The sequence below is a fragment of the Actinobacillus genomosp. 1 genome (assembly GCF_029774175.1).
Lineage (GTDB): Bacteria > Pseudomonadota > Gammaproteobacteria > Enterobacterales > Pasteurellaceae > Actinobacillus.
This window is the reverse complement of record NZ_CP103834.1, coordinates 1341502-1366967: the sequence shown is the minus strand read 5'-3', so window position 1 is coordinate 1366967 and position 25466 is coordinate 1341502. Positions and strand designations below refer to the sequence as shown.

The following is a 25466-nucleotide window of genomic DNA, read 5'->3' as shown; positions in this document are numbered from 1 at the left end:
GTTGGGAGTTTACGACCGTTTTTTATTTAGAACGTATGTTGAGAAAACAAAACCGTTCATTACTAATGAACAAAAGTGTTTGATAGTAATGAACGGTTTTGTTTACTTGTTTTTATAAGCGGTTTAATTTCCCTAATTTTTTGTAAATTTCCTGTGAAATTTGAACGCTTTAGAGAGTGAATACTATCTAAAACTAGAAGTTAGATAGTATTTAAATTAATTTAGCTTGATATTTTGTTGGAATTTCACAAGTTGTTCTATTTGATGTGAATTTGGATTATAGATCCATTCATTATCAAAATGTGTTTTTAATCTATTTTCCATAAATAAATTACCAATCACTAAAGAGTGGAATTGATTGCCTTTTTCTCTTTGTTTTTTTATGTCGCTAAGTAAGGTTTCAGGTAATGATCCCATCACAAAATCAGAAATCATCAAAATATCTGCTTTTTCATAATTTTCTGATTGGCATAATGACAATGCATATCGTAATGCTGGAGCGGCATCAGTCCCACCGTGGAATGATTTACTCAAAAAAGAAACTAAATCCGCAATACCTTTTGTTGCACTAATTTCAAATGTCTCAATACCTGTTGAGAAATTAATAACAAAACATTTTCTTTGTTCTGATTTAGCTTTATTTCCTAAATATAAAGACATCGCTTTAGCAATATTTTCAGGTGTCCCACTCATTGAACCACTTGTATCCACACATAAAATCATTGGTCCAAGTTTATCATCTTCCTTTGATTCTATTTCAGTAGTAATTTCATTTTGTTCATCTTGAAATGTTGTTCCTTGTAATTCGAAACAAACTAACTTTGATTCCAAATATTTTAAGTCAAATAAAATAGCTGTTTCAGGATCTGCCATTAATGCTAATTCAGAAGGAATCACATATTCCAATTCTTTCCCTAATTTAAGACCAATAATTTCTTCTTTAGAATTAATATCGGTAACAGGCACGGACACGCTAATTGTTTGAGTAATAGTTTCTATCTTTGATGATTGCTCAATCTGTCGCATTTTACCTAATAAATCTGCGATTTTTTGTGCTTCTTTATCCTGTGCAAAATAATTTGCCCAACGAGTAAGTTCTTTAATTGATTGTGGGGTTAAAGAACCTAAACTATCATCAAACCAAATTCCAAAATCTAAGCCCAAAGGAGAAAGTTGTCGATCTAATTGTTGAATAAGTTCCAACCATTTTTCCAACTCTGTAAGGAATTTTTTTCTTGCAAGTTCAATCTGCTCTAATTCCCATTGGGCTTGTGATTTATCTAGATTTTTTTGCCACTCTTTTAATAATAAATTAGAAGCTACTTCTTTTTCTTCATTATTACTTTCTAATTTTTTATGCCAAAAAGAATAATCAAAAGGAATACCTACTGATTTACAAAAAGCTTGGCATTCTTGGATAGCTTTATCATTTAAAATAGATTTATTCTTATGAAATTCGCTATTCCATATTTTCCATTGCTGTCGGAATCTTGGAAATGGATTTTCTTGTTGAATAAATTTTTCTGCTTTCTTAAACCAATTACAGATATGATCATTTAAATATTCAGCAAGTTGTGGTCTCTGAATAAGCTCTTCATATTTTTCAGAAAGGGATTTTTTGATAATCCCTTTTTCTGATAACAAGTTTATTGACATAACGACTCCAAGCGTTCGCAGTCTGTAATACGCAATTTGAGTTGCTCAATTTGTTTTAAAATACCACTTACTGCTACATTAATTTCATTTTCAGTAACAAATGGGCTTTGTAGTTGTTTTTTGTAGTTTTTATTTTTATTCTCTAATTGCTCTAAAACTGCAGTTAATTCTTGACGAATTTCTTTAACAGATTCAGATAAAGATTTAATCAATCTTTTATTAACTTCTGGTTTTTTATCTCCCTTGTGAATTAATTTTTTAGGAGTAAACTTTACGTCATTATATTCATAACCATATCTCTCACTATATTTTATTATACAGCTTCCTTGACCATTAAATGTGCATTCAATATTATTCATAGAATTTCCATTTTCGTCTATTAGATAGAATTTATCTTTTGTTTTAAATTTATCAATAGGAATATATCCTGAAAATTCACGATTGTAATATCTATCATTAGCATAATTTTTTCTAGAAACAGACTTTTCCACTTTGAAAAACTCTTGTCCATTTGAGAATTTTATAGTTTCATAAATATCCTCAGAGTAATAAATCTCTTTGTTAATCTCTTTATCTAATTTATCTTTTTCTCTATCTAAATCAGCCAAATCAACCCCACTGTCAAAACCGCATTCTTTGATTGCATTCATTACAATATTTTCTACCGCTTCACGATTTTCAGGGGTAGTCCATAAACAATATTTTAATAAAACAACATCACTATGGTTTGTTTCCTTACGTCCATTACAGAATGCAGATGCCTTCAACAGCAATGCAGCTCGTTGCCAACGTCTGTCTGAAACATATACTTTCAACTCATCAAATTTATCAGCTAATTCTTGGCGAATATATTTGATAATTAACAGGGTATCATTGCTAAGCGATACATTATGTAATTGCTCTCGCCATTGCATAAGTTCTTTAGAACTAATAACTAATTCGGGGCTTATGGTTGGTTTTTCTGAACTCGGTTTACTATTTAGTAGCTGATTGAAATTTTCATTTTCTTGAATTGGAGGAACAAGAAGGCGAAGAATAAAACGGTCATATAAAGCATCTAATCCCTGATTCTCGGCTGGAACTTCATTAGATGCAGAAATTAGAGATTTTAGTGGAACATCAATTCTTTCATTACCATTTTTGAAAATATGTTCATTAATAATAGTGAGAAGATTATTCAAAATAGCAGGGCTAGATTTCCAAATTTCATCTAAAAAAGCAAAATCTGCAGTTGGTAAATATCCTTCCACTTGACGGATATAACGATCAGCTTTTAATTCTTGAATAGAGATTGGACCAAAAATTTCTTCTGGTGTTGTAAAGCGGTTCATTAAACACTCGAAATAATTTGAGGTTTCAAATGCACAAGCTAATCTTCTTGAAATCAAACTTTTAGCAGTTCCTGGTGGACCATAAAGAAAAGTATTTTGACCAGAAATAGCCCCTAATAATGTAATAGCTAAAATTTGCTCTCTTTCGTGCATATTGGCATTGAGTTGTTTGAGTAGGTTAGATATGCGATCTTGCATGGCTGTTTTTGAAGCATTAATGATTTTATCAAGATCTTGTAAAGATTGGCTTTGTTGTTTAGATTTTTGATTCATTAGTAAATTTTCCTTAAGTGCAAAATATATTCGAATTATAGTAATTCTAAATTGGTAATTAAAGACGTAGCATCATTTACTTTCCACTAACCAATCCACCATTGGGACGCCATCAATCTCTTTTTCTGGCTGGTATCTGCTTGCGGTAATTATCTCGAATATTCACACTGGAGATAAGTTAGTGTCTTTGAGTTGAATTAGCTGTTGGATGTATTGATTGCATGTTATCAGAGTAAATTGGAACTACAGTTCCAATTTTTTACTTTTGTTAGTGAATTGGAATTATAACTCCAATTAAAAAGAGAGATCGTTTTTACCCCCACTCCCCAAAAGTCCTCCGCCATTCATTTGGGCTGACGTGGAAGCGTTGTTTGAAATGTTGTCGGAAACTGACCGCACTTTGGAAACCGATTTGTTCTGCAATTTGTTCGATAGAGAGTGTGGTGCTTTCTAGTAAATCACGAGCTTTTTGCAAGCGGGTGTCAATCAACCATTGCGCGAAGGATTGTCCTGTGGCTTTACGGAAATGACGAGTAAAGGTGCTACGGCTCATTGACAAACGATTTGCAATTTCGTCAATAAAGTAGACCACTTGCAGATTTTTGCGAATGTCGTCCAGCAGTTCGTTGATGTTTTCATCAGGTGTTTTACGTGGTACGGGCTGTTCGATAAATTGTGCCTGACCACCTTCACGATGGGGCGGCGTAACAAAAAGCCGAGCTAAATGATTAGCCGTTTTTACACCATAAATTTCCCGCACAATCGCCAAACAACAATCCAGCCCAGCAGCTGTGCCGGCGGATGTCATCAAGTTGCCTTGTTGCACATAAAGTGCGTTCAAATCTAACCGCACTTGTGGAAAACGTTGATGAAAATCTGCTTCGCCCATCCAATGGGTTGCCGCCCGTTTGCCATCTAATAAACCTGAATATGCCAAGGCGTAAGTGCCTAAACACAACCCGACAAGCATTGCGCCACGGGCATTGGCTTGTTGCAACGCCGTTTGCAATGCCGCGGTTGGCTTTTCATCAAAATCATTCCAAGCGGGGACGATAATAATATCAGCGGTTTCAAGCAGCCTTAAATCGCTGTCGGCTTGCACCAATGAACCGCCTGAAAGCGAGATTTCAGGTTGTTCTGCCACAATTTTCAAGTCAAATAACGGTTCATTTGCCAATCCTGTTGCGGAAAATACCATTTGTGGCACGGCAAAATGAAATAAGCTAAAATGTGGGTAAAGGATAAGGGCGACAGTTTTCACGGTGTTTTCATCTCTTTTTCAAAGCGGAACATTTCATCAAGCGGTGAATTTTGTTCGTTTCTAAGGCACTTTCGTATTATCTGCATATTTTACAATAAAAAAATGGTCGCAAAACATCCTTGTTTTTCGACCGCTTGTTACCTTAAATTTAAGTTAGAACATTGAACGACCGCTCGCCGTTTTTTCTGGTACGGCTTGGATTATGTCCCAGTGTTCTACGATTTTGCCGTTTTCGTCAAAGCGGAAAATATCCACCACCGCTTCGCCTTTATCCTGCGCATTTAATGTGCTATGAACGTGCAACATCACTAAATCACCTTCCGCCACCACTCGTTTGATTTCAGCACGAGATTGCGGATGTTCTTTTAAGAACGGCGCAAATGCGTCCACAAACGCTTTGCCACCGTCCGCTACGGTTGGGTTGTGCTGTAAATATTCTTTGCCGATATATTTGTCTGTGCCTTCTTGTACTTTGTGTTTGTTGAACACTAATTCATAAAATTCAAGAGCGTTTTTCTTATTTTGCTCCGGTGTGGTGTGTGCCATTGCCGCTGTTGTGGCTAAAAGTGCGGTTGAAATTACTGCAGTTTTAAGTAATTTTTTCATATTGATTTTCCTTTGCTTGAAGAGTTTCAAATAATCTGTTGCCATTATATTGAAATAAAAAATGGGAAAAAGACTGGTTTATGAATATAATTGTTTTAAAAATTGAAACAATAAAGGGTAAAAAATGGATAGAATTACCGCAATTCAAGTGTTTTTAATGGTGGCGGAAACGGGCAGTTTTACCGCAACGGCGGAACGATTGGATCTTTCACGCCCGAAAGTTACCCGTGCGGTTGCCCTTATGGAAGAATGGTTTAATGCTCGGCTTTTGCAGCGCACTACCCGCCATGTTTCATTGACCGATGCAGGCGAACAAGCGGTCGAATATTGTCAAAAAATGACGGAATTAACCTCGGCTATTGAACAAGATTTTTTAGCTAAACGAGGGGAATTGCGAGGCTCATTGCGAATTGCCTCGAACGCAGCATTTGGCAGCACCCATTTGCTCAATGCGATTCGTACTTTTTTAGCCAAACATCCAAAGCTGAATATTCAACTGATTTTGGCGGATAACACGGTAAATTTAGTTGAAGAGGGAATCGATCTTGCCGTTCGTTTTACTAACAATCCCGATCCAAATGTTGTAGCTCGCCCATTATTCACTTGCCATTCTTTATTAGTGGCAACGCCTGCCTATTTAGCTCAGCACGGCACAATTCACTCACCGCAAGAATTAGCTAATCATCGCTATTTAGCACACGCAAATGTAAACCGAAAAGAGTGGACATTTATCAAAGACGGGCAAGAAACCGTGTTGGAACTAACCAGCCAACTCACCATCAACGACACAGGGGCATTACTTAATTTCACCTTAGCAGACGGTGGCATCGCAATGTTGCCGAAATATTTTATTGAGCAACAACTCAAAAACAATCAACTACAAATTGTGCTACCCGATTGGCAAATGCCGACTTATCAAGTGTACGCCGTCTATCCCTCCCGCCGCCAACTCCCCCAAACCGTCCGCAGCTTTGTGGATTTTTTAGTGGAAGAGTTTGAGGGGAGGGGGGGTTGGTAGGAGAAAGGGAAAGTACGGTCGAGTTGTAAGGTTTTATATGATATCGAACGCTTGTTGGTTATGGTTATCGAATCTTTTTAAGATTTTCTCAAGGAAAATCATATTTTTTTCGCAGTTGTACTTATCAAACTGTGATAAATCATTGTTTTCATTTTTCTCATCAAGAATTTCTTTTAATAATTCTAAAATGATTTTTTCATCGTAAAAATATAATAGATGATGAGTATTTTTCGGGTTTGATACAGAATATCTATCATCTAAGATTCTTAATAAATGTAAGATTTTTGCATTATCTGATCCAATAACGTCGATAAGTATATTTTTATCAACTTGATTAAAAATGCTCTTATATTTATAGTTATCTAGTTTTGAGTAATATTCATCATAATTTCCGTCTCCTATTAAAGACAATATTTCAATAAGATTATCTTTTTTACTTTTTTTGTAAAAGAACTGTTGTCTATCATTTAATGTAATTGTTATTTTATTCTTAATTCTAATTACATTTTCATCTTTTTCATTTGTATATCCATACCCAGTACCATTATGAAGTGGAGATGAATAATTAACTTCAAACCAATCAGGGTTGCTCGAAAATTTATTTAAATATTCATCAACTTTCTTTTCTATACTTTCTATGCTTAAATCAGAGATGTTTTCATTTGCAAATAGTATTAATAAATTAAAAACATGAGTTAATATAGGTAACTCATCATATTCTAATTTATCAAATTTTGATAATACATCTTTTAGATTTTCATTAAATTCACTTTCACTTAGGGTTCTATGATCCCATAGGTATAGCCAAGATGGTTTACTATTATTTTGAAAGTAAACTAGCTTGCCTATTTCAGAATTAATTTCATCTTTTATATATTTTGATAATAAAATATCCTCCCAAGTTTTTAGTTGAAAAATGTTTAAATTTTTAAGTTCATTATCTTGTTCTAATACACTCAAAGCTTCTTTTACGTTATTTTTGTTTCTAAATTCTAGATTTAAAGAAAAGAAAAATTTTACAATAAGATAAGAAAATTCTTTGTTTTTTAAAAATTTAGAATCTATATGTGGATAAAAGTCAATAAAGTCTTCCATAACCCGATTTAGATTCCGGAAATTGCTTTTTCCAAATTTTTTGTACTCATTTTTAATTATTTCCAATATTTTATCTTCTTTTAGAATATTTGCTTGATTATTATTTTTAAATGATATCCAATAATCTCTTTCATTATTTTTTATCTCAAAAGTCTTTCATATTGATTTTTCTTTAAACTCATTATAATTATTATCTTTATTTAACTTTTCTTCATTTGCAATAACAATAACCTTTCCATTAGATTGCTCACATAAATAGTTTATAAATCCTAAAACTTGAGAAATACCCATCTTTGTTCGTTCAAGATCATCAAATATGAATGCTATTCCCTTATATTCATCGTCCTTTAAAGGATTAAATTTACTAAAATCAATGTTAATTGTAGTTTCTTCTTCCTTTGTACCAAGTAGATCGATTTTAAAACCCATTTTAATAGCTGATGCTATTACTCCACCGATATATTTAGTTGCTTTATGACCTAGTATAGGGTGAAGTTCTCTAAAGATTGCATCATTGATTTCAGAAATAGAATTTAATCCAAATAAACTAACATATATGAATTTATATTCATTTTTCTGATTTTGATATTCTTTAATGAAATGTGTTTTACCACACCCCCATTCTCCAGTTAATAAAACAGAATAATCTGTATTTTTTCTTTCTAGATAAGAGTCTAAGTATTTTGTAATATAATTATTCATCATTTTTTCCTTTTTATATTTAGATTCTCAATATTTTTAAATAAGTACAAAATAGTATTTCCTGTTATATATGAGTTTTTCTAGAATATTTAGTGTTTCCAAGAAAGCTCTCAAACTCAAATACTGCATCCCCCTCAAACGTATTTCCCTCAAACTCATCCATTGTAACGACATATTTAGGATAGTTGTCTTGAATTTTCAGCAAGTTGCCAAATTCTCGTTCCAATGTTTTTTCCTCGTTGATTGTCAGTGTGGCTTGCATATAAAATGCGTTCGCTGTTTTTTTCTGCGACAAAATCAATTTCTTGGCTGTTTAATCCACCGATTTTGACCTTATAGCTAACAAGTTGAAGATAGCTGAAAATGGCGGTTACTATTTATTCAATATATCTACAAACTTAAAAAAGTTTCAAGTACGATTGAAACTTTTTAAGAAATTACCAAAAGTTTCATTTATAAATGAAATCAAAAGTGCGATGAGTTTTATCCATTTTATTATTACTCAATCAAACTTGACTTGAATCTTTCGCTTTATGGTGAATAAGCCAATATTTTTGTTTTTGGGGAAATTTGCATAATATTCCCTCATCGAAACAAGCGGTCGTAAATTTTTGACGATTTACGACCGCTTGTAGAGTATTCCTAAGATTACTCTCTCGCCAAAATCTTTTGGATTTCCGCCATAATTTCTTGGTCTTGTTCGAGAGCGATACGATACATTTCTTCGTTTTTGAAACGCTCGATTTTCGGGTCGTACACTTCTGACATAAGTTTCACGCTATGGCGATCTTTACCGAAGTACATATTACCGATTTCATGTACTTTGTCTGCATCTAAGCCCAGTTCTCGTAATGCTTGTTTACCGGTACGCAATGCGCTGTCAAAGGTTTCTCGCACTTCAATATCCGCTCCGGATTGTACCAAGTCGTACACATGATAACGGTCATAAGCACGAGCGATAATTTTAATATGTGGATTCACACTACGTGCGTATTTCACGATTTCTAAGGTTTGTTGCGGATTATCAATCGCCACAATCAGCATTTGTGCGGTTTGAATGCCTGCCGCTTTAAGTAAATCAGGGTGAGCACCGTTACCGTAATAACTTTTTACGCCACGTTTTTTCATTGCAGCGATAAGTTTTGGATTCAGTTCAATAATAGTCGGGTGGTAACCTGTCATTTGCAATAAATGATTGACCACTTGTCCGAAACGACCCAAGCCGACCAAGATAATCGGGTTCTGTTCTTCAATATGATCATGCGGTTTAATTTCGTCAATTTTTTGCAAACGAGGCGCGATAAATTTCTGGCTCACAATAATCATTAACGGCGTGAAGACCATCGATAGCACCACAATTGCCGTCATATTGGCGTGTACCGTGTCATCAATCACTTTTTGAGCGTGCGCTGCCGCAAACAACACAAACGCAAACTCACCGCCCTGTGCCATTACGATTGCACGGTCGTGTGCGTCTAAATTGTTACTGCCGGAAAGACGAGCCACTAGGAAAATTACCCCGCCTTTAATCAACATCATCAATGCCACACCGGAGAGAATCAGCCCTAAGTTATCCCACACCACATTTAAGTCGAGCGACATTCCGACCGCAAGGAAAAATAAGCCGAGCAATAATCCTTTAAACGGGTCGATATCCACTTCTAATTGATGACGGAAACTGGAGGTGGAAAGCAATACGCCGGCAGCGAATGCCCCCATTGCTGCGGAAAGTCCGCTCACTTCCATTAATAATGCCGAGCCAAGCACCACGAAAAGTGCTACGGCGGTCATCATTTCTCGGATTTTGGTGCGTGCCAGCATTTTAAAGAACGGATTCAGTACTTTGGTGCCGATAATAAATAAGAAAACCATCGCAAACACGGCAATCGCAATTTTTTGCCAAATCGGCGTGCTGGCTGTTTCCGAGGAATGGATAGGCGACAGAAAAGCGACTACTGCCAATAGCGGTACGATTAACATATCTTCAAATAGCAAAATCGATACCATTTTGCGACCGCGATCAGAAGTCATTTCACCTCGTTCGCTTAACACCTGCATCACGATTGCCGTAGAAGTCAGTACAAAACCTGAGGCACTGACAAATGCCACTTGCCATGAATAGCCGAATGCCATCACTAAACCGGTGAGCGCAATCGCCGCGCCAATCACCTGAAAACTGCCCAAGCCGAAGATATATTTGCGTAAGCCCCATAAATGCGCCGGCTGCATTTCCAACCCGACTAAAAACAGAAACATCACCACGCCGAGTTCGGCAACGTGTAAAATGGTATGCGGATCGGAAAATAAACCGAAGCCGAAAGGCCCGATGGCTAAACCGCCGGCTAAATAGCCCAGCACTGATCCTAAACCGATACGTTTAAAAATCGGTACGGCAATAATTGCCGCCCCTAATAAAGCTACCACACTGGTAAGTTGGCTTGCACCTTCTGCCGCCATAAAACCTCCGAATTCAAAATAAAAATCTTATTATAAAAATAGCATAAAATAGCTAAAGCTTTGATAAGAATTGAAAAGTTAGAAAAAGATCAGGCAAGCGGTTGAGTTTTAACAAATTTTCGTAAGAAAAAGACCGCTTGTCATAATGATTCGGATTACTATAAACAATAACCACAGCTAGAAAAAGCGGGGCATTTTTTTCTTTTTCTTCTATACTGGATTTAATTTTCTTTAATCAGGAGCATAAATGATGAAAATTCTTAATGTTGCGATTGCCGGCAGCGGTTATTCCAGTCGCTTGTTCCATATTCCTTTTCTTAAAAATGACAAACGCTTTCATATTCAGAAAGTGTACGAGCGTACTACCGAGCGAGCAAAAGAATGGCTGCCGGATGTGAATATTGTGCATGAATATCAAGCGTTACTTACGCCGGAAATCGATTTGGTTATTATTACTACGCCGAATCAAACGCATTATGAGATGGTAAAAAGCGCCTTATTAGCCGGTAAACACGTGTTGGTTGAAAAACCGTTAGCCGCAAGCTCGGCGGAGGCATTAGAACTGGAACGGTTAGCCAAACAGCAAAATGTCGTGCTGTACGTTTATCAAAACCGCCGTTGGGACAGCCATATTGCCACAGCAAAAGAAGTTTTGGCTAAAAATTTAGTAGGCGAGGTCGTGGATTGCGAAATCCGCTTTGATCGTTATGCGAAAGGCAAAAATGCTAAAGCATGGAAAGAAGCCGGCGATCGCGGTACCGGTTTAGTTTATGATTTGGGTGTACATTTAATCGATCAATCCATTTATCTGTTTGGTAAACCGCAAGCGGTGTTTGCCGATATTCGTTATCAACACGACGGCGCATTGGTGGACGATAACTTCGATATACATCTTTATTATGCAAACGGCTTAAAGGTTGCCTTACAAGCGTCTAAATATGCACGAGAGCCAAGTCCGGCATTCGTATTACACGGTAAAAACGGTTCTTATATGAAACAAGCGACAGACAGCCAAGAAGCGCATTTAAGCAAAGGTGTGCAGCCAATTGGCAATTGGAATGCGGAACCTGAAACTGAATGGGGTGTGTTACATACGGAAATTGATGGCGAAGTAATTCGTAAGCCGTACCCGAATGCTCAAGCCAGCTATCAAAATTTGGTAGATGATTTATACCGAGTGCTAACTGCCGGATCAGAACCGATCGTAAAATTGGAAGAAGTCACTTTAGTTTTACGCATTATCGAAGCGGCATTTGAAAGTGCGAACAAAGGTCAGAAGATTACGCTATAAGTAAAGCGGAAGATTTACAAGCGGTTGGATTTGCAAAAAATTTTGCAGATTCGACCGCTTTTTTTGTAAGGCTTTAATTATATATTATGACTTATAACAACTTCGTTTAATGATAGATTTAAGGATATTGTATGGAGCAGCTCTCAGTAGAGAATTTAGTTATTGGTTTTGGTAAAGCGGGTAAAACCCTAGCGGCGGATTTAGCTAAGGCTGGGCAGTCGGTAATTTTGGTGGAACAAAGTGAAGTAATGTATGGCGGCACTTGTATCAATATCGGTTGTATCCCTTCTAAAAAATTATTGGTAGAAGGACTAAAAGGGCAAAATGTGGCGGATAAAGTCGCTGTGTTTAATCAGTCAATGACGGCAAAAAACGGCTTAATCGGTAAATTGCGTGCGGCAAATTTTGCTAAGTTAGATAGCCTTGAAAATGCGCGTATTATTACCGCCAAAGCGAGTTTTAAAGACGAACATACCGTGTTATTAAACGGTCGTGACGGCGAGTTTGAAGTACGTGCCGATAAAATTTTTATCAATACCGGTGCAAGTTCAAACCGTTTAGCGATTGAAGGTGCGGATGGTGCGAGAATTTATGACAGTACCGGTATTCTTTCTCTAACCGAACGTCCGGATCGCCTTGTGATTGTTGGCGGCGGTTATATTTCTTTAGAATTTTCCTTTATGTATCAAGCATTTGGCAGCCAAGTTACTATTTTAGAGAATGGCGATACTTTCTTGGCTCGTGAAGATCGTGATATGGCGGAAGCGATGCTTGATGTACTGAATCGTAAAGGTATCCAAGTGCATTTAGGTGTGCAAACGGAACGCTTTGTTGAAAATGCAGATTCGACTACCGTAGTCACCAATCAAGGTGAATTTGTTACCGATGCAGTATTAGTTGCGATCGGTCGCCGTGCCAATACGCAAGGTTTAGCACTTGAAAATGCCGGTATTAAGCTAAATGAGCGAGGTGCAATCATTACCGATGAACATTTACGTGTTGCAGGTAAATCACATATTTGGGCGATGGGTGATGTTGCCGGTTCTGCACAGTTTACTTATATCTCATTAGACGATTACCGCATTGTGCGTGATCAATTATTTGCGGAAGGTAAACGTAGCCGTGATGATCGTGCGGTATTCCCGACCGCTGTATTTACCGAGCCACCATTTGCGCATATCGGTTTAACCGAAAGTGCTGCGCAAAAATCGGGACGCAATATCATTGTGAAGAAAATGAAAGCCGAAATGATTCCCAAAGCCAAAGTATTGGGTCAAACAGACGGATTGCTGAAAGCCATTATTGATGCGGATACGGACGAAATTTTAGGTGTAACGTTATTCTGTGCGGAAGCGCATGAAATCATCAATCTGTTTAAAATGGCGATGGACTACAAAATTCCGGCAAGCTATATCAAAAACCAGATCTTTACTCACCCGACAATTATTGAAGGCTTAAACGATTTATTCGCTTAGCTCTTTAAATAACAAGCGGTGGAATTTGTAAACTTTTTGCAAATTCCACCGCTTTTGTTTTTGTAGATGACTGCGAAAAGGCTTGATCTCTGTACCCAACTCGCCTACATTTATAAATCTTTGTATATAAATAGTACAAATGGTAAAAAAATGGGGAAATTTAACCGCTTGCAATAAATAATTATTGAATAATCTTGCATATTTATGCAAAATATCCCTATTCAGATGTACAGGACATCTTTTTAATAAGATTAAGAAGTGAAAAGGAACATAATATGGCACTTTGGGGTGGACGTTTTAAACAAGAAGCTGATGCGAAATTTAAGTTTTTCAATGACTCGTTACGTTTTGACTATCGTTTAGCATTACAAGATATTGACGGTTCAATCGGTTGGGCGAAAGCGATTACTTCGGTTGGCATTTTAACCGAGCAAGAACACCAACAATTAGTGGCGGCGTTAAAAGAATTACGTGCGGAAATCGAGCCGAATATTGCGATTATTTTACGTGATGATGCGGAAGATATTCATAGCTGGGTTGAATCAAAACTGATCGAAAAAGTCGGTGATTTAGGTAAAAAACTCCACACCGGTCGTAGCCGTAACGACCAAGTTGCGGTGGATATGAAAATGTGGTGTAAGGTTCAGGCGGTCGTATTACAAGAGCGTATCCGCAACTTACAACACAAATTGGTCGAAACCGCCGAAGCAAATCAAAATGCGGTAATGCCGGGCTACACCCATTTACAACGTGCACAGCCGATTACTTTTGCCCATTGGTGTATGGCGTATTACGAAATGTTAGAACGTGATTTCAGCCGTTTAACCGATGCTTATAAACGTATGCACACTTGTCCGTTAGGTTCAGGCGCATTAGCCGGCACGGCGTATTCAATCGATCGTGATGCACTGGCACAGGATCTCGGTTTTGCAATCGGTACACGTAACAGTTTGGATTCAGTTTCGGATCGTGATCACGTGTTAGAACTGCTCTCAACCGCTTCGATCAGTATGGTGCATTTATCACGTTTTGCTGAAGATCTCATTTTCTTCAATAGCGGTGAATCGGCATTCTTGGAATTATCGGATCGTGTCACCTCTGGTTCTTCATTAATGCCGCAAAAGAAAAATCCGGATGCGTGCGAATTAATTCGTGGTAAATCAGGACGTGTATTTGGCGCATTATCAGGCTTACTCACCACCTTAAAAGGCTTACCGCTTGCTTATAACAAAGATATGCAAGAAGACAAAGAAGGCATTTTTGATGCGATGGAAACCTGGCAGGCTTGTTTAGAGATTGGTGCGTTAGTGCTTGAAGATATCAATGTGAACGTGGAACGTACTCGTGAAGCGGCGCAGCAAGGTTATTCGAATGCGACCGAGCTTGCGGATTATTTAGTGGCGAAGGGCATTCCATTCCGTGAAGCGCATCATATTGTAGGTGAAGCGGTAGTCTATGCGATCAGCAAACGTGAACCGTTAGAAGCATTAAGCGTGGCGGAATTTAAACAGTTCCACCCAGTGATCGATGAAGACGTTTACCCGATTCTTTCGTTAGAATCCTGTTTAGAAAAACGTAGTGCGAAAGGCGGGGTGAATCCGGAACGTGTACGTGAAGCGATTGAAGCGGCTAAAGTAAATTTAGGTGCGTAATTGAATTGATATTTGGATAAGAACAAGCGGTCTGATTTGGTAAAATTCTTGCAAAATCAGACCGCTTGTTTATTTGCAGCCTACGTACGGCAATTCCCTTTTATTCTGTGTATTCGGTGTTTTCCGTGGTTCAGATTCAGTGTTTATCTAAATTCGGCTACCGTGTTCCACTTTAACGTGGCTGGCGTGGTCGATTTCTTGGTTATTGTAATCGGATTTAAAGCCTTTTAAATAAACACGAATATGATTTTCTCGTGCGGTAATATTGGCGAAATCTTCAATCAATTCTAATACGTCTGAAGCGATATAAGATGTACGAGAAGCGTCAATAATCACTTTGGAATTCGGGCGAATATTTTTTAAGGTCTTTTTAATTGCCGCTTTATTTAAGAAAGAAACCTCTTCGGAAAGTTGCATTTTGATGTAGCTTGCGTCTTCCAATTCTTCACGACTTAAGTAGTAAGCTCGCTTCATATTACCTTGTAATAAAAAGATAATACTAATCACTAGGCCCAATCCGACCCCTTTGAGTAAATCAAACGCCACCACTGCCGCCGCTGTCGCCACAAACGGAATAAATTGATAAATTCCTTTGTGCCAAAAGTGTTTAAAAATAGTTGGGCGAGCCAATTTATAACCGACCAAAATTAATACTGCAGATAAAGTTGCTAACGGAATTTGATTTAAAATGCTCGGAATTGCCAAGACACAAACAAACAGCAAAATACCATGAATAATACTGGAGAGTTTATGGGTTGCACCGGCATTGGCATTTGCAGAAGAACGCACGATTACTGCCGTAATCGGTAAGCCGCCTAATACGGAAGAGATGATATTACCGACCCCTTGCGCACGTAATTCTTGATTAGTATCAGTAATACGGCGTTTACTGTCTAAACGGTCGGCGGCTTCAATCGACAATAAAGTTTCTATGGAAGCAACAATCGCCATTGTCGCCCCGGTTACCCATACGATTGAAGAACTAAAACCGGCAAAGTCCGGAAAGCGGATTAGATTACTCATTTCCGACCAAGAGTTCGGAATTGGTAACTGAACTAATTGCGTTGCCGGAATGGCAAGAGAACTGTCTATACTTATGAACAGACGGTTAAGACAGATACTGATAATTACCGCAATTAGGGCGGAAGGGAGCATCTTAATTTTTTTTAGTGTAGGAGAGGAATCCCAACCTAACATAATAAATAACGAGAGTAGAGCAATGCTAAACGAACCTAAATGCACATTAATAAACGATTGGCCGATTTCTTGGAAAAATTGTTTATTGCCTAGCGCATACGGCAGTTGAGAAAAAATAATTAAAATCCCGATACCGGCTAACATCCCTTCAATTACGGCAACCGGAATATAATTGGTAATACTGCCCGCACGTAAAAAACCGAGTGAAAGTTGAATGACACCGGCGACAATGCCCGCGCATAGAAATAATTCAAATGAACCTAATTGCGTGACTGCCGCAAGTACAATAGCCACTAATCCGGCGGCAGGGCCCGCTACGCTGATATGTGACGAACTCAAAGCACCGATAACAATACCGCCGATAATGCCCGATACGACTCCCGAAAGCGGCGGTGCGCCCGATGCCAATGCGATACCTAGACATAAAGGTAAAGCGACTAAAAACACAACTAAACCGGAAGCAAAATTTTGTTTGAATAAACGAGTTCTATCTTTTTCAGAAATCATTGTTAGTACCACTTATTTTTATTTATATATTTCTTAACCGTGGGTCAGCGAAAGGCTGAAGCACAAAATATATTTTACGCCTTTTACCGGCATAATCTTTGGTTTATATCAGAGATTTTGATAATTCTTTTATTCTATATAATAAATTTGTTGAAAATATTCATTGTAATAAAAATTTTTACCAAAATTGCGAGTTAAGATTGCAAAACCGTCGCTACCTCTTTAAACTTCCGAATAATTTTTTGTAATTTTTTAATCAAGAGCCTCGTTATGACTGAACCAACTCATCCAACGCAAGAAAATCAAGATATTCCTTTAGGACAAAAGCTGAAACAAGCGCGTGAAGCATTGCATTTAAGCATCGAGGATGTCGCCAAAAAAACGAATTTAAAAAAATCTCACATCGAGTCTTTAGAAAACGATATTTTCATTTTACAAAATGTAGCACCGACGTTCGTACGTGGTTATGTGCGTAATTATTTACGTTTCTTACGTCTGCCGGAAGCATTGGTTTCAACGGTGAACTACGGGGAAGTGATTATTCCTAAAGAAGCGGTTAAATCTCCTTCGCCGAAAATCGTACAAAAATCTCAAACGAAATGGGTGAAATATCTCACGGTTCTTGTTTTGTTAGGTGCGGTAGGTATGACATTACTTTGGTGGTGGCAAGATTATCAAAAAGAGCAGGAAAGCAGAGAACACATTGTCAGTAGCTCTACGATAGAGCAGGCAGTACAAGCTTCTGCGCCGACCTCTGCAGCGGTAGAAGTGCCGGCTGTGCCTGTAGCTCCCGCGCCTGTTATTGAAACGCCTAAGGCGGAAGCGGTAACCCTGATGCCGACGGAAAATAGTGCGACGAATACCGTTGCTGCTGCGGAACAAGCACAAGTGAGCCAAAATCCGGAAACAACAACCGAAGCGGTTAATGTATTACAACAACCTACAGCTACCGAAACGCTGGCGGAACAGCCTCAAGCAGCAGCTATCGGTAATGATGAATTACGTATCGAAATTACCGGTAAAGAAAGCTGGATTACGGTAAAAGGTAACAAGAGTAAGAAAAGTTTAGCGGAAAAATTATATAGCAACGGCGAAGTTCTTACATTTAACGGTGACGAACAATATCGTTTAACTATCGGTGCGCCGGCAAATGTAAAACTTTACTATAAAGGTCAAGAAGTACCGTTAAAAATTGATGGGCGTGTCGCTCGTATTAAATTACCTTTAGCACAATAAGGATTGGAAATGTCAGTTCATCAATCGCCAATTAAACGTCGTGAATCGAAAAAGATTTGGGTGGGCAATGTCGCAGTAGGCGGCGATGCGCCGATTTCGGTGCAGTCGATGACCAATACCCGTACCACCGATGTGGAAGCAACGGTTGCTCAAATTCAAGCACTCGAGCGTGTCGGGGCGGATATCGTGCGTGTTTCCGTACCGACGATGGATGCGGCGGAAGCGTTTAAAGTAATTAAGCAGCAAGTGAATGTACCGCTGGTAGCGGATATTCATTTCGATTATCGTATCGCATTAAAAGTGGCGGAATACGGTGTCGATTGTTTACGTATCAATCCGGGTAATATCGGTAATGAAGAGCGAATTCGTGCCGTTGTGGACTGTGCGAAAGATAAAAATATTCCGATTAGAATCGGTGTGAATGCCGGCTCACTTGAACGTGATTTACAAGAAAAATACGGTGAGCCGACTCCGCAGGCGTTATTAGAATCGGCATTACGTCACGTAGATATTTTGGATCGCTTTAATTTTGAGAATTTTAAAGTCAGCGTAAAAGCGTCCGATGTATTTTTAGCGGTCGAATCTTATCGTCTTTTAGCCAAGCAAATCGTACAACCGTTGCATTTAGGAATTACCGAAGCGGGCGGTGCGAGAGCCGGTTCGGTAAAATCGGCAATCGGTTTAGGTTTGTTATTGTCGGAAGGTATCGGCGATACGTTACGTATTTCGCTTGCAGCCGATCCGGTTGAAGAAGTCAAAGTCGGTTTTGATATTCTAAAATCATTACGTATTCGTTCTCGCGGGATCAACTTTATCGCTTGCCCGACTTGTTCACGCCAAGAAATCGACGTTATTGCTACGGTGAATGCGCTAGAACAGCGTTTAGAAGATATCTTAACGCCGATGGACGTCTCTATTATCGGTTGCGTGGTAAACGGGCCGGGTGAGGCACTTGTATCGGATCTCGGTGTGACCGGCTCAAATAAAATGAGCGGTTTCTATCTTGACGGCGTTCGCCAAAAAGAGCGTTTCGATAATGAAAAATTAATTGACCAACTGGAAGCAAAAATTCGAGCAAGAGTTGCCGAACAACACAATCGAATTCAAATCGAACAAATTTAATTTTAGTAACCACGGTGACACCGATTTACGGATATTGTGCAAACAAGCGGTCAATTTTCTTTAAAAATTTACCTGCCGTATTACTTTGTGTTGTCCGTGGTTTTAGCGTAATAAAAGGAAAACAAAGTGGCTAAAAATATTCAAGCAATTCGTGGAATGAACGATTGCTCACCGACAGAATCGCCGTTATGGCAGTGGATTGAAAATAAAGTACGTAACGTATTAGCCGGTTACGGTTATTCCGAAGTGCGTATGCCGATTGTCGAAAGCACCCCGCTTTTCGCACGTGCAATCGGCGAAGTGACCGATGTGGTTTCAAAAGAAATGTACACCTTCTGGGATAATGACGAACAATTAACCCTTCGTCCGGAAGGGACGGCAGGTTGCGTGCGTGCGGCGATCGAACGCGGGTGGATTTACAATAACGAACAACGTTTATGGTATATGGGTCCAATGTTCCGTCACGAGCGTCCGCAAAAAGGTCGTTATCGCCAATTCCACCAAGCAGGGGTAGAAGTGTTCGGTATTCCGAATCCGGAAATTGATGCGGAATTAATTATTCTTACTGCGCGTTTATGGAAAGAATTAGGGATCGATCAACACGTTTCTTTACAACTAAACTCAATCGGCTCGCTTGAAGCACGTGCGAATTATCGTTCGGCGTTGGTAAAATTCTTAGAAAATCATACCGCTTTGATGAATGATGAAGAAAAAGAGCGTTTAGTTAAAAATCCGTTACGTATTCTTGATACTAAAAACCAAGCGTTACAAGAAGTGTTGAATGACGCACCGAAATTATTAGATTATCTAGATGATGACAGCCGTGAACATTTCACCCAGCTTTGTAGCCTATTAGACGCAATGGGTATTGCTTATGAAGTGAATCCGAAACTGGTACGCGGTTTGGATTATTACAATAAAACCGTATTTGAATGGGTAACTTCGGCGTTAGGTTCTCAAGGTACGGTATGCGGCGGCGGTCGTTATGACGGTTTGGTCGAACAACTCGGCGGCCATGCAACGCAAGGCGTCGGTTTTGCGATGGGCTTAGAGCGTTTGGTTCTGCTAGTTCAAGAAGTGAATAAAGAAATCAACTTACCGAAAGCGGTTGATGTCTATGTGGTTTATTCGGGTGAAGGCGCGACTTTAAATGCGTTCCAAATGGCGGAACGTATCCGTAGCGAATTACCGCAATTAGGTGTGATGACTCACTGCTCGGGCGGTAACTTCAAAAAACAATTTAAACGTGCGGATAAAGTGGAAGCGCAACTTGCATTAGTTATCGGCGAAAGTGAAGTGGCTGAACAAACCGTAGTCTTAAAAGACTTACAAAGCGGTGCGGAACAAATCACTATTGCACAAAGCGATTTAATCGCAGAACTAACAAAACGTTTTTAAGATTAGGAACAATGAATGAGTAACGAATATTTAAATAAAACGGAAGAGCAGCAATTCGAAGACGCGAAGAGTTGGTTTAAAGAAAACGGTACGCCGATTCTGGTTGCCATCATCATTGCTTGTGCGGCAACTTTAGGTTGGAATTTTTGGAAAAACCATCAAATTGAAACGGCACAACAAACTTCAGCGACTTACCAAAATATTATGGAAAGTTATTTACAAGATCCGGCTAAAAATGCACCGCTTATAGAGAAGTTTATCAGTGAGAATAAAGATTCGAGTTATGCGGTATTTTCTCAATTGGAATCGGCAAAACATGCAGTCGAAAAAGCGGATTTTGCAACGGCAAAAACCGTACTGCAAAGCGCACTTACTTCAACAAGTGATGCCAGCTTACAAACAATAATTCGTTTTCGTTTGGCAATGTTGGATTATCAGTTAAAAAATTATGATGAAGCGTTGGCGACCTTAGGTCAAATTAATGATCAAGTATGGGAACAACGTAAATTAGTTTTAACCGGCGATATTTTAGTGGCAAAAGGCGATAAAGTATCGGCAAAAGGCGTGTATGAAAAAGCGAAAGCTACTGCTTCAAACCAAGATAAAGTGCTAATTGACGTACGTTTAAATAATTTATAATCGAAATAGGGCTGTAACATCAGCCCTATTTTTTTATATTTACCAGAAATTATGTGATTTATATTTTACATTAATATTTATTTTCACTTAGAATAGTACAGGTTTTATTATATTTGGAGCTCGTGCTATGAATACGCAAACAATTTCAAATTTTGTTAAACAAGAATTGTCCGGTTGGAAGCCTTTTGAGGTGATTTGGCTGGTAGCCTTTATTGCCGCCCAAGTTTGGGCTTATGTGCAAGCACCGGATTCTATTTTGGCGATGATTTCGGGTATCGCCGGTATTATCTGCGTTGTTTTAGTGAGTAAAGGTAAAGTCAGTAATTACTTGTTCGGTTTAATTTTTGCTTACACCTATTTTTATGTCGCATGGGGCAATAATTTTATCGGCGAAATGAATAGTGTGCTTTATGTGTATTTGCCGGCGCAATTTATCGGTTACTTCGTGTGGCAAGCGAATATGCAAAAAGACAGCCAAGGCGGTGGAGCAGTGATTGCCAAGTCGTTAAGTGTCAAAGGCTGGATTATTCTGTTAGCGGCAATCGGTATCGGGACTTTTCTATTTATTCAAGCACTCAAAGCGGCGGGCGGTAGCTCGACCGGTTTAGACGGTGTGACCACTATCACCACTGTAGCGGCACAGTTATTGATGATTTTACGTTATCGTGAACAATGGTTGTTGTGGATTGTACTTAATGTATTATCCATCGTTTTATGGGCGGAGACACCGGCGATGTATTTAATGTACGGTGCATATCTGCTTAACTCGCTTTACGGTTTCTATAACTGGACGCAATTAGAGAAAAATGCTCAGCGCTAATATTCTTCGCTAGCTAATAACAAGCGGTCTAATTTGCAAAATATTTTACAAATTCAACCGCTTGCTTTTTGCTATAAGTTATAATCTAAAAGTAAATTACGCTTTTTCTCTTGCCACCGCACGATAACCAATATCTCGGCGATAGAAACGACCTTGCCATTGAATTTTTTCGGCAAGTTTTAAGGCTTGTTGTTGCGCATCAAATACGGAATTACCCAATGCGGTTGCACATAAAACACGACCGCCGTTAGTAACGAGTTTACCGTCTTTTTGTTCTACACCGGCAAGGAATACTTTCTGTGATTTTTGTGCTTGAGTTGGAATACCGATGATTTCATCGCCTTTACGATAATCGCCCGGATAACCTTCGGCAGCCAGTACGATACCTAACGCCGCTTGTTCACACCATTTTGATTTAATCGTATCAAGTTTTTCATCACAAGCCGCTAAACAAAGTTGGACTAAATCCGATTCTAAACGCATCATAATCGGTTGAGTTTCCGGATCACCGAAACGGCAGTTAAATTCGATAACTTTAGGTTGTCCATTCGGCATAATCATTAAACCCGCATAGAGGAAACCGGTATAGGAATTACCTTCCGCCGCCATACCTTTCACGGTCGGGTAAATGACTTCTTGCATAACACGATTATGGATTTCCGGCGTAACGACCGGAGCCGGTGAGTATGCCCCCATCCCGCCGGTATTTAAACCTTGATCGCCTTCGCCGACACGTTTGTGATCTTGACTGGTTGCCATCGGTTCCACATTTTTACCGTCCACCATCACGATAAAACTTGCTTCTTCACCGTCTAAAAATTCTTCGATAACCACACGGCTACCGGCTTCGCCGAACGCATTGCCCGATAACATATCTTTTACCGCTTCTTCCGCTTCTTCGAGCGTCATGGCAACAATTACGCCTTTACCGGCAGCTAAACCGTCCGCTTTAATTACAATCGGTGCACCTTTTTGTTTTAAATATGCAAGTGCCGGCTCAACTTCGGTAAAATTTTGATATTCGGCAGTCGGAATCTGATGACGAGCTAAGAAATCCTTAGTAAACGCTTTTGAGCCTTCTAATTGCGCAGCTGCTTGAGTCGGGCCAAAGATTTTTAAACCGTTAGCACGGAATGCATCAACTACACCGATAACGAGCGGTGCCTCCGGTCCAACAATGGTTAAGCCGACTTGGTTTTCTTTTGCAAAATTGACTAATGCAGGAAGATCGGTTGCAGCAATGGCTACGTTTTCAACCCCTTCTTCCAGAGCAGTACCGGCATTACCCGGTGCGACAAAAACTTTTTTGACTAAAGGCGATTGACGAACTTTCCAAGCTAAAGCGTGTTCACGGCCACCGTTACCAATAATTAAAATGTTCATAATTGTTTACCCTTATTTTTAATTTGATAATTTTTTGAGAATAACTGCTTGAGCGGCAATAACCTCTTTGCCGTTAAACGTTACAGAGGGAGAACCGTATAGTTCATAGCCTTCATTAAGTAATTGAGATACTCTTTGGCAGAATGTTGCGTCATCTTTGCCGGTGATTAGTTTGTAAGAAAGTTTTTCATCGCTCATTTGGATTCCATTTGCAAAAGTATGTAGAAAATTGCTCGTTTATTATAAAAGCAAACGTTTGCGCATTATACTTTATTCTTTCGTATAAATAAACTTTAAAACAAGCGGGTAATATTGTTGGTTTTTTACTAAAAACGGCACTTGTCGCTTGCAAAATGCACTTTTTTCAGTATAATTCCACCGTTCAGTCACATCGTTTTTTTAATCCTTGCTTCCACAAGTTGGTGACTGGCTAAAGTTGGAGGCTGCTAACCCGTAAGGATAGTCAATGCGTCACTACGAAATCGTTTTTATGGTTCACCCGGACCAAAGCGAACAAGTACCAGCAATGATTGAGCGTTACACAGCATCTGTAAAAGAAGCTGGCGGTCAAGTTCATCGCTTAGAAGATTGGGGTCGTCGTCAATTAGCATACCCAATCAACAAACTTCACAAAGCACACTACGTGTTAATGAATGTAGAAGCACCTCAAAGTGTAATCGACGAGTTAGAAACTAACTTCCGTTATAACGATGCAGTTCTTCGTAACTTAATCGTTCACACTAAAGCGGCAGTAACTGAAGCTTCACCAATGGTGAAAGCGAAAGAAAGCAAAGTTGCTGAAGCGGTAGCTGAAGTTGAATCAGAGGAAGCTGGCGAGTAATTCGCCAATTGATAATTGCTTAATTCTGAGCGGCTCGGTCGTTTCAATGGTTAAGCAAAGCCAAAACCCGTTAGGGGTTCCGAATTATCGTTTTTGGCTTGAACATCGTTCAATCCAAACAGAAGTAAATTTAGAACGTCAGGCGTGGTGTAAAATCCAAGTGATTTTAAATGGCAGTCAATTTAGTTTAATAACCCAACAAATAAAGCTCGGCGATAAAATTAGAGTTCACGGATTTATCCATACTCACAAAGACTATAACGGTTTAAACCAATTAGTCGTTCACGCCGAACATATTGAATTTATAGATCAGGAGAAGCCAAATGGCACGTTATTTCCGTCGTCGTAAGTTCTGCCGTTTCACAGCGGAAAATGTTGTTGAGATCGATTACAAAGATATCGCTACATTAAAGAACTACATTTCTGAAAGCGGCAAGATTGTTCCTAGCCGTATCACTGGTACTCGTGCGAAGTATCAACGTCAATTAGCTCGCGCAATCAAACGCGCTCGTTACTTAGCGTTACTTCCATACACTGACAACCATCAGTAATAGAGAGGTCGAGTACAATGCAAGTTATTTTATTAGATAAAGTTGCTCACTTAGGTTCTGTGGGCGACCAAGTAACTGTTAAATCAGGTTTTGCACGTAACTTCTTAATCCCACAAGGTAAAGCGGTTATGGCAACAGCAGCAAACATCGCTCACTTCGAAGCACGTCGTGCTGAATTAGAAGCGAAAGCAGCGGAAGCATTATCAGCAGCACAAGCTCGTGCAGCTAAAATCGCTGAAATCGCAGCTGTATCAGTATCTGCAACTGCAGGTGATGACGGTCGTTTATTCGGTTCTATCTCTGCGAAAGATATCGCTGATGCATTAACTGCAGCAGGCGTTGAAGTTGCTAAATCTGAAGTTCGTTTAGGCGAAGGTCCGCTTCGTACAACCGGCGAACACGAAGTTAAAGTTCACTTACACGCTGAAGTGAATGCAGTAGTTACAGTAAACGTAGTTGCTGAATAATAGTCGTAATGATTAACTGAAATACCCAGCTTTTTAGCTGGGTATTTTTTTATATATTATCTAAGCGTTTATACTAAACTTGATGAAACTATGCGGATTTTTTCTTAAGAATTGCATATAATTCATCTTTGATATGTAATTTTTCTCTTTTAAGAACTTCTATTTCATCATTTGTAGCAAGCTCGATATTTGATTCCATATTTTTAATCCGTTGGTCCAACTCATTATGTTTATCAAATAAACGGGAAAAGTGCGTATCACTATTCTTTAATTGAGTAATTAATTCACGAAATTCAGGGAACATATACAACTCCTATTATGTCTTAGTTAATCAATTGGTTTAGTTTGATACTACTCCTTTTTATTTATTCGGCATTGATTTTCTTTTGATTTTTTGAAGCTGATCACAAAATATTTGTATTGGAATAGATTGATGAATTTACTCTAATATTAGCTCAGGTATAATACTGCCTCAGCTTGTTTTACAG

24 protein-coding genes and 1 pseudogene are annotated in these 25466 nt (G+C 38.8%); 13 read left to right on the top strand and 12 right to left on the bottom strand.

The window, feature by feature from the left end; all coding sequences use genetic code 11:
- Positions 1-216 precede the first annotated feature (216 nt).
- The 4 genes from NYR63_RS06205 to NYR63_RS06190 form a co-directional block, all read right to left on the bottom strand.
- Positions 217-1656 (bottom strand): VWA domain-containing protein, encoded by a 1440-nt coding sequence (locus tag NYR63_RS06205; RefSeq protein WP_279456756.1) that lies wholly within the window; start codon positions 1654-1656, stop codon positions 217-219.
- Entirely contained in the window at positions 1647-3260 is a 1614-nt protein-coding gene (locus tag NYR63_RS06200) for an AAA family ATPase (protein ID WP_279456755.1), read from the bottom strand. The genes NYR63_RS06205 and NYR63_RS06200 overlap by 10 nt, the downstream gene beginning before the upstream one ends.
- Before the next feature lie 313 nt (positions 3261-3573).
- Positions 3574-4521: a GlxA family transcriptional regulator gene (locus NYR63_RS06195; RefSeq protein WP_279456754.1), complete on the bottom strand. Its 948-nt coding sequence runs from the start codon at positions 4519-4521 to the stop codon at positions 3574-3576.
- A gap of 153 nt (positions 4522-4674) precedes the next feature.
- Entirely contained in the window at positions 4675-5127 is a 453-nt protein-coding gene (locus tag NYR63_RS06190) for a nuclear transport factor 2 family protein (RefSeq protein ID WP_279456753.1), read from the bottom strand.
- A gap of 124 nt (positions 5128-5251) precedes the next feature.
- Between NYR63_RS06190 and NYR63_RS06185 the strand changes: the two genes are divergently transcribed.
- Entirely contained in the window at positions 5252-6145 is an 894-nt protein-coding gene (locus tag NYR63_RS06185) for a LysR family transcriptional regulator (RefSeq protein ID WP_279456752.1), read from the top strand.
- A gap of 33 nt (positions 6146-6178) precedes the next feature.
- On the opposite strand, the gene NYR63_RS06180 is transcribed toward NYR63_RS06185, so the two are convergent.
- The 4 genes and pseudogenes from NYR63_RS06180 to NYR63_RS06165 form a co-directional block, all read right to left on the bottom strand.
- On the bottom strand, positions 6179-7240 hold the full coding sequence (locus NYR63_RS06180) for a hypothetical protein (RefSeq protein ID WP_279456751.1): 1062 nt from the start codon (positions 7238-7240) through the stop codon (positions 6179-6181).
- Positions 7241-7396: 156 nt separating this feature from the next.
- Positions 7397-7942 (bottom strand): P-loop NTPase fold protein, encoded by a 546-nt coding sequence (locus tag NYR63_RS06175; RefSeq protein WP_279456750.1) that lies wholly within the window; start codon positions 7940-7942, stop codon positions 7397-7399.
- A gap of 36 nt (positions 7943-7978) precedes the next feature.
- A pseudogene (locus tag NYR63_RS11315) lies at positions 7979-8307 on the bottom strand (hypothetical protein); the annotation flags it as partial.
- 283 nt (positions 8308-8590) lie between these two features.
- Complete coding sequence (locus NYR63_RS06165) at positions 8591-10399, bottom strand: monovalent cation:proton antiporter-2 (CPA2) family protein (protein WP_279456748.1); 1809 nt, start codon at positions 10397-10399, stop codon at positions 8591-8593.
- 247 nt (positions 10400-10646) lie between these two features.
- Here NYR63_RS06165 and NYR63_RS06160 point away from each other — a divergent pair, with 247 nt between their 5' ends.
- The 3 genes from NYR63_RS06160 (at position 10647) to argH (ending at position 14817) form a co-directional block, all read left to right on the top strand.
- The gene (locus NYR63_RS06160) at positions 10647-11690 is read left to right on the top strand and encodes a Gfo/Idh/MocA family oxidoreductase (RefSeq protein ID WP_279456747.1); all 1044 of its coding nucleotides are present in this window, start codon (positions 10647-10649) and stop codon (positions 11688-11690) included.
- 131 nt (positions 11691-11821) lie between these two features.
- Positions 11822-13165: an FAD-dependent oxidoreductase gene (locus NYR63_RS06155; protein WP_279456746.1), complete on the top strand. Its 1344-nt coding sequence runs from the start codon at positions 11822-11824 to the stop codon at positions 13163-13165.
- A 275-nt stretch (positions 13166-13440) separates the two neighbouring features.
- The gene (gene argH, locus NYR63_RS06150) at positions 13441-14817 is read left to right on the top strand and encodes an argininosuccinate lyase (RefSeq protein ID WP_115590601.1); all 1377 of its coding nucleotides are present in this window, start codon (positions 13441-13443) and stop codon (positions 14815-14817) included.
- Between the two features lie 147 nt (positions 14818-14964).
- Here the strand turns inward: argH and NYR63_RS06145 are convergent, their stop codons facing one another.
- Entirely contained in the window at positions 14965-16521 is a 1557-nt protein-coding gene (locus tag NYR63_RS06145) for a SulP family inorganic anion transporter (RefSeq protein WP_279456745.1), read from the bottom strand.
- Positions 16522-16791: 270 nt separating this feature from the next.
- Here NYR63_RS06145 and NYR63_RS06140 point away from each other — a divergent pair, with 270 nt between their 5' ends.
- The 5 genes from NYR63_RS06140 (at position 16792) to pnuC (ending at position 21736) form a co-directional block, all read left to right on the top strand.
- Positions 16792-17757 (top strand): RodZ domain-containing protein, encoded by a 966-nt coding sequence (locus tag NYR63_RS06140; RefSeq protein ID WP_279456744.1) that lies wholly within the window; start codon positions 16792-16794, stop codon positions 17755-17757.
- A 9-nt stretch (positions 17758-17766) separates the two neighbouring features.
- The gene (ispG, locus tag NYR63_RS06135; protein WP_279456743.1) at positions 17767-18879 is read left to right on the top strand and encodes a flavodoxin-dependent (E)-4-hydroxy-3-methylbut-2-enyl-diphosphate synthase; all 1113 of its coding nucleotides are present in this window, start codon (positions 17767-17769) and stop codon (positions 18877-18879) included.
- Positions 18880-19005: 126 nt separating this feature from the next.
- On the top strand, positions 19006-20277 hold the full coding sequence (gene hisS / locus NYR63_RS06130; RefSeq protein WP_279456742.1) for a histidine--tRNA ligase: 1272 nt from the start codon (positions 19006-19008) through the stop codon (positions 20275-20277).
- Between the two features lie 15 nt (positions 20278-20292).
- On the top strand, positions 20293-20916 hold the full coding sequence (locus NYR63_RS06125) for a YfgM family protein (protein ID WP_279456741.1): 624 nt from the start codon (positions 20293-20295) through the stop codon (positions 20914-20916).
- A gap of 127 nt (positions 20917-21043) precedes the next feature.
- Positions 21044-21736 carry a nicotinamide riboside transporter PnuC gene (gene pnuC, locus NYR63_RS06120; protein ID WP_279456740.1) on the top strand — a complete coding sequence of 231 codons (693 nt, stop codon included), beginning with the start codon at positions 21044-21046 and terminating at the stop codon, positions 21734-21736.
- 96 nt (positions 21737-21832) lie between these two features.
- Here the strand turns inward: pnuC and purD are convergent, their stop codons facing one another.
- Together purD and NYR63_RS06110 are read right to left on the bottom strand one after the other, a co-directional pair.
- Complete coding sequence (gene purD, locus NYR63_RS06115; protein WP_279456739.1) at positions 21833-23119, bottom strand: phosphoribosylamine--glycine ligase; 1287 nt, start codon at positions 23117-23119, stop codon at positions 21833-21835.
- Positions 23120-23137: 18 nt separating this feature from the next.
- Positions 23138-23317 carry a DUF1737 domain-containing protein gene (locus tag NYR63_RS06110; protein ID WP_279456738.1) on the bottom strand — a complete coding sequence of 60 codons (180 nt, stop codon included), beginning with the start codon at positions 23315-23317 and terminating at the stop codon, positions 23138-23140.
- A 268-nt stretch (positions 23318-23585) separates the two neighbouring features.
- Here NYR63_RS06110 and rpsF point away from each other — a divergent pair, with 268 nt between their 5' ends.
- From rpsF to rplI, 4 genes are read left to right on the top strand one after another with little or no spacing between them, the layout of a single operon-like run.
- Positions 23586-23960: a 30S ribosomal protein S6 gene (gene rpsF / locus NYR63_RS06105; protein ID WP_005598107.1), complete on the top strand. Its 375-nt coding sequence runs from the start codon at positions 23586-23588 to the stop codon at positions 23958-23960.
- Positions 23935-24309, top strand: a complete 375-nt coding sequence (gene priB / locus NYR63_RS06100; protein WP_279456737.1) for a primosomal replication protein N — start codon at positions 23935-23937, stop codon at positions 24307-24309. Before rpsF ends, priB begins: the two co-directional genes overlap by 26 nt.
- Positions 24284-24511: a 30S ribosomal protein S18 gene (gene rpsR, locus NYR63_RS06095; protein ID WP_005598105.1), complete on the top strand. Its 228-nt coding sequence runs from the start codon at positions 24284-24286 to the stop codon at positions 24509-24511. Before priB ends, rpsR begins: the two co-directional genes overlap by 26 nt.
- A 17-nt stretch (positions 24512-24528) precedes the next feature.
- The gene (gene rplI / locus NYR63_RS06090; protein ID WP_005612601.1) at positions 24529-24978 is read left to right on the top strand and encodes a 50S ribosomal protein L9; all 450 of its coding nucleotides are present in this window, start codon (positions 24529-24531) and stop codon (positions 24976-24978) included.
- Positions 24979-25066: 88 nt separating this feature from the next.
- Here the strand turns inward: rplI and NYR63_RS06085 are convergent, their stop codons facing one another.
- Complete coding sequence (locus NYR63_RS06085; RefSeq protein WP_005598087.1) at positions 25067-25282, bottom strand: YdcH family protein; 216 nt, start codon at positions 25280-25282, stop codon at positions 25067-25069.
- Between the last annotated feature and the right edge of the window lie 184 nt (positions 25283-25466).

What these genes read in the sequence shown, in the direction of transcription:
- NYR63_RS06205 (WP_279456756.1), bottom strand. Translation starts at nt 1,656, where the DNA reads ATGTCAATAAACTTGTTATCAGAAAAAGGGATTATCAAAAAATCCCTT.
- NYR63_RS06200 (WP_279456755.1), bottom strand. Translation starts at nt 3,260, where the DNA reads ATGAATCAAAAATCTAAACAACAAAGCCAATCTTTACAAGATCTTGAT.
- NYR63_RS06190 (WP_279456753.1), bottom strand. Translation starts at nt 5,127, where the DNA reads ATGAAAAAATTACTTAAAACTGCAGTAATTTCAACCGCACTTTTAGCC.
- NYR63_RS06185 (WP_279456752.1), top strand. Translation starts at nt 5,252, where the DNA reads ATGGATAGAATTACCGCAATTCAAGTGTTTTTAATGGTGGCGGAAACG.
- NYR63_RS06180 (WP_279456751.1), bottom strand. Translation starts at nt 7,240, where the DNA reads ATGGAAGACTTTATTGACTTTTATCCACATATAGATTCTAAATTTTTA.
- NYR63_RS06175 (WP_279456750.1), bottom strand. Translation starts at nt 7,942, where the DNA reads ATGAATAATTATATTACAAAATACTTAGACTCTTATCTAGAAAGAAAA.
- NYR63_RS06165 (WP_279456748.1), bottom strand. Translation starts at nt 10,399, where the DNA reads ATGGCGGCAGAAGGTGCAAGCCAACTTACCAGTGTGGTAGCTTTATTA.
- NYR63_RS06160 (WP_279456747.1), top strand. Translation starts at nt 10,647, where the DNA reads ATGATGAAAATTCTTAATGTTGCGATTGCCGGCAGCGGTTATTCCAGT.
- NYR63_RS06155 (WP_279456746.1), top strand. Translation starts at nt 11,822, where the DNA reads ATGGAGCAGCTCTCAGTAGAGAATTTAGTTATTGGTTTTGGTAAAGCG.
- argH (WP_115590601.1), top strand. Translation starts at nt 13,441, where the DNA reads ATGGCACTTTGGGGTGGACGTTTTAAACAAGAAGCTGATGCGAAATTT.
- NYR63_RS06145 (WP_279456745.1), bottom strand. Translation starts at nt 16,521, where the DNA reads ATGATTTCTGAAAAAGATAGAACTCGTTTATTCAAACAAAATTTTGCT.
- NYR63_RS06140 (WP_279456744.1), top strand. Translation starts at nt 16,792, where the DNA reads ATGACTGAACCAACTCATCCAACGCAAGAAAATCAAGATATTCCTTTA.
- ispG (WP_279456743.1), top strand. Translation starts at nt 17,767, where the DNA reads ATGTCAGTTCATCAATCGCCAATTAAACGTCGTGAATCGAAAAAGATT.
- NYR63_RS06125 (WP_279456741.1), top strand. Translation starts at nt 20,293, where the DNA reads ATGAGTAACGAATATTTAAATAAAACGGAAGAGCAGCAATTCGAAGAC.
- pnuC (WP_279456740.1), top strand. Translation starts at nt 21,044, where the DNA reads ATGAATACGCAAACAATTTCAAATTTTGTTAAACAAGAATTGTCCGGT.
- purD (WP_279456739.1), bottom strand. Translation starts at nt 23,119, where the DNA reads ATGAACATTTTAATTATTGGTAACGGTGGCCGTGAACACGCTTTAGCT.
- NYR63_RS06110 (WP_279456738.1), bottom strand. Translation starts at nt 23,317, where the DNA reads ATGAGCGATGAAAAACTTTCTTACAAACTAATCACCGGCAAAGATGAC.
- rpsF (WP_005598107.1), top strand. Translation starts at nt 23,586, where the DNA reads ATGCGTCACTACGAAATCGTTTTTATGGTTCACCCGGACCAAAGCGAA.
- rpsR (WP_005598105.1), top strand. Translation starts at nt 24,284, where the DNA reads ATGGCACGTTATTTCCGTCGTCGTAAGTTCTGCCGTTTCACAGCGGAA.
- rplI (WP_005612601.1), top strand. Translation starts at nt 24,529, where the DNA reads ATGCAAGTTATTTTATTAGATAAAGTTGCTCACTTAGGTTCTGTGGGC.
- NYR63_RS06085 (WP_005598087.1), bottom strand. Translation starts at nt 25,282, where the DNA reads ATGTTCCCTGAATTTCGTGAATTAATTACTCAATTAAAGAATAGTGAT.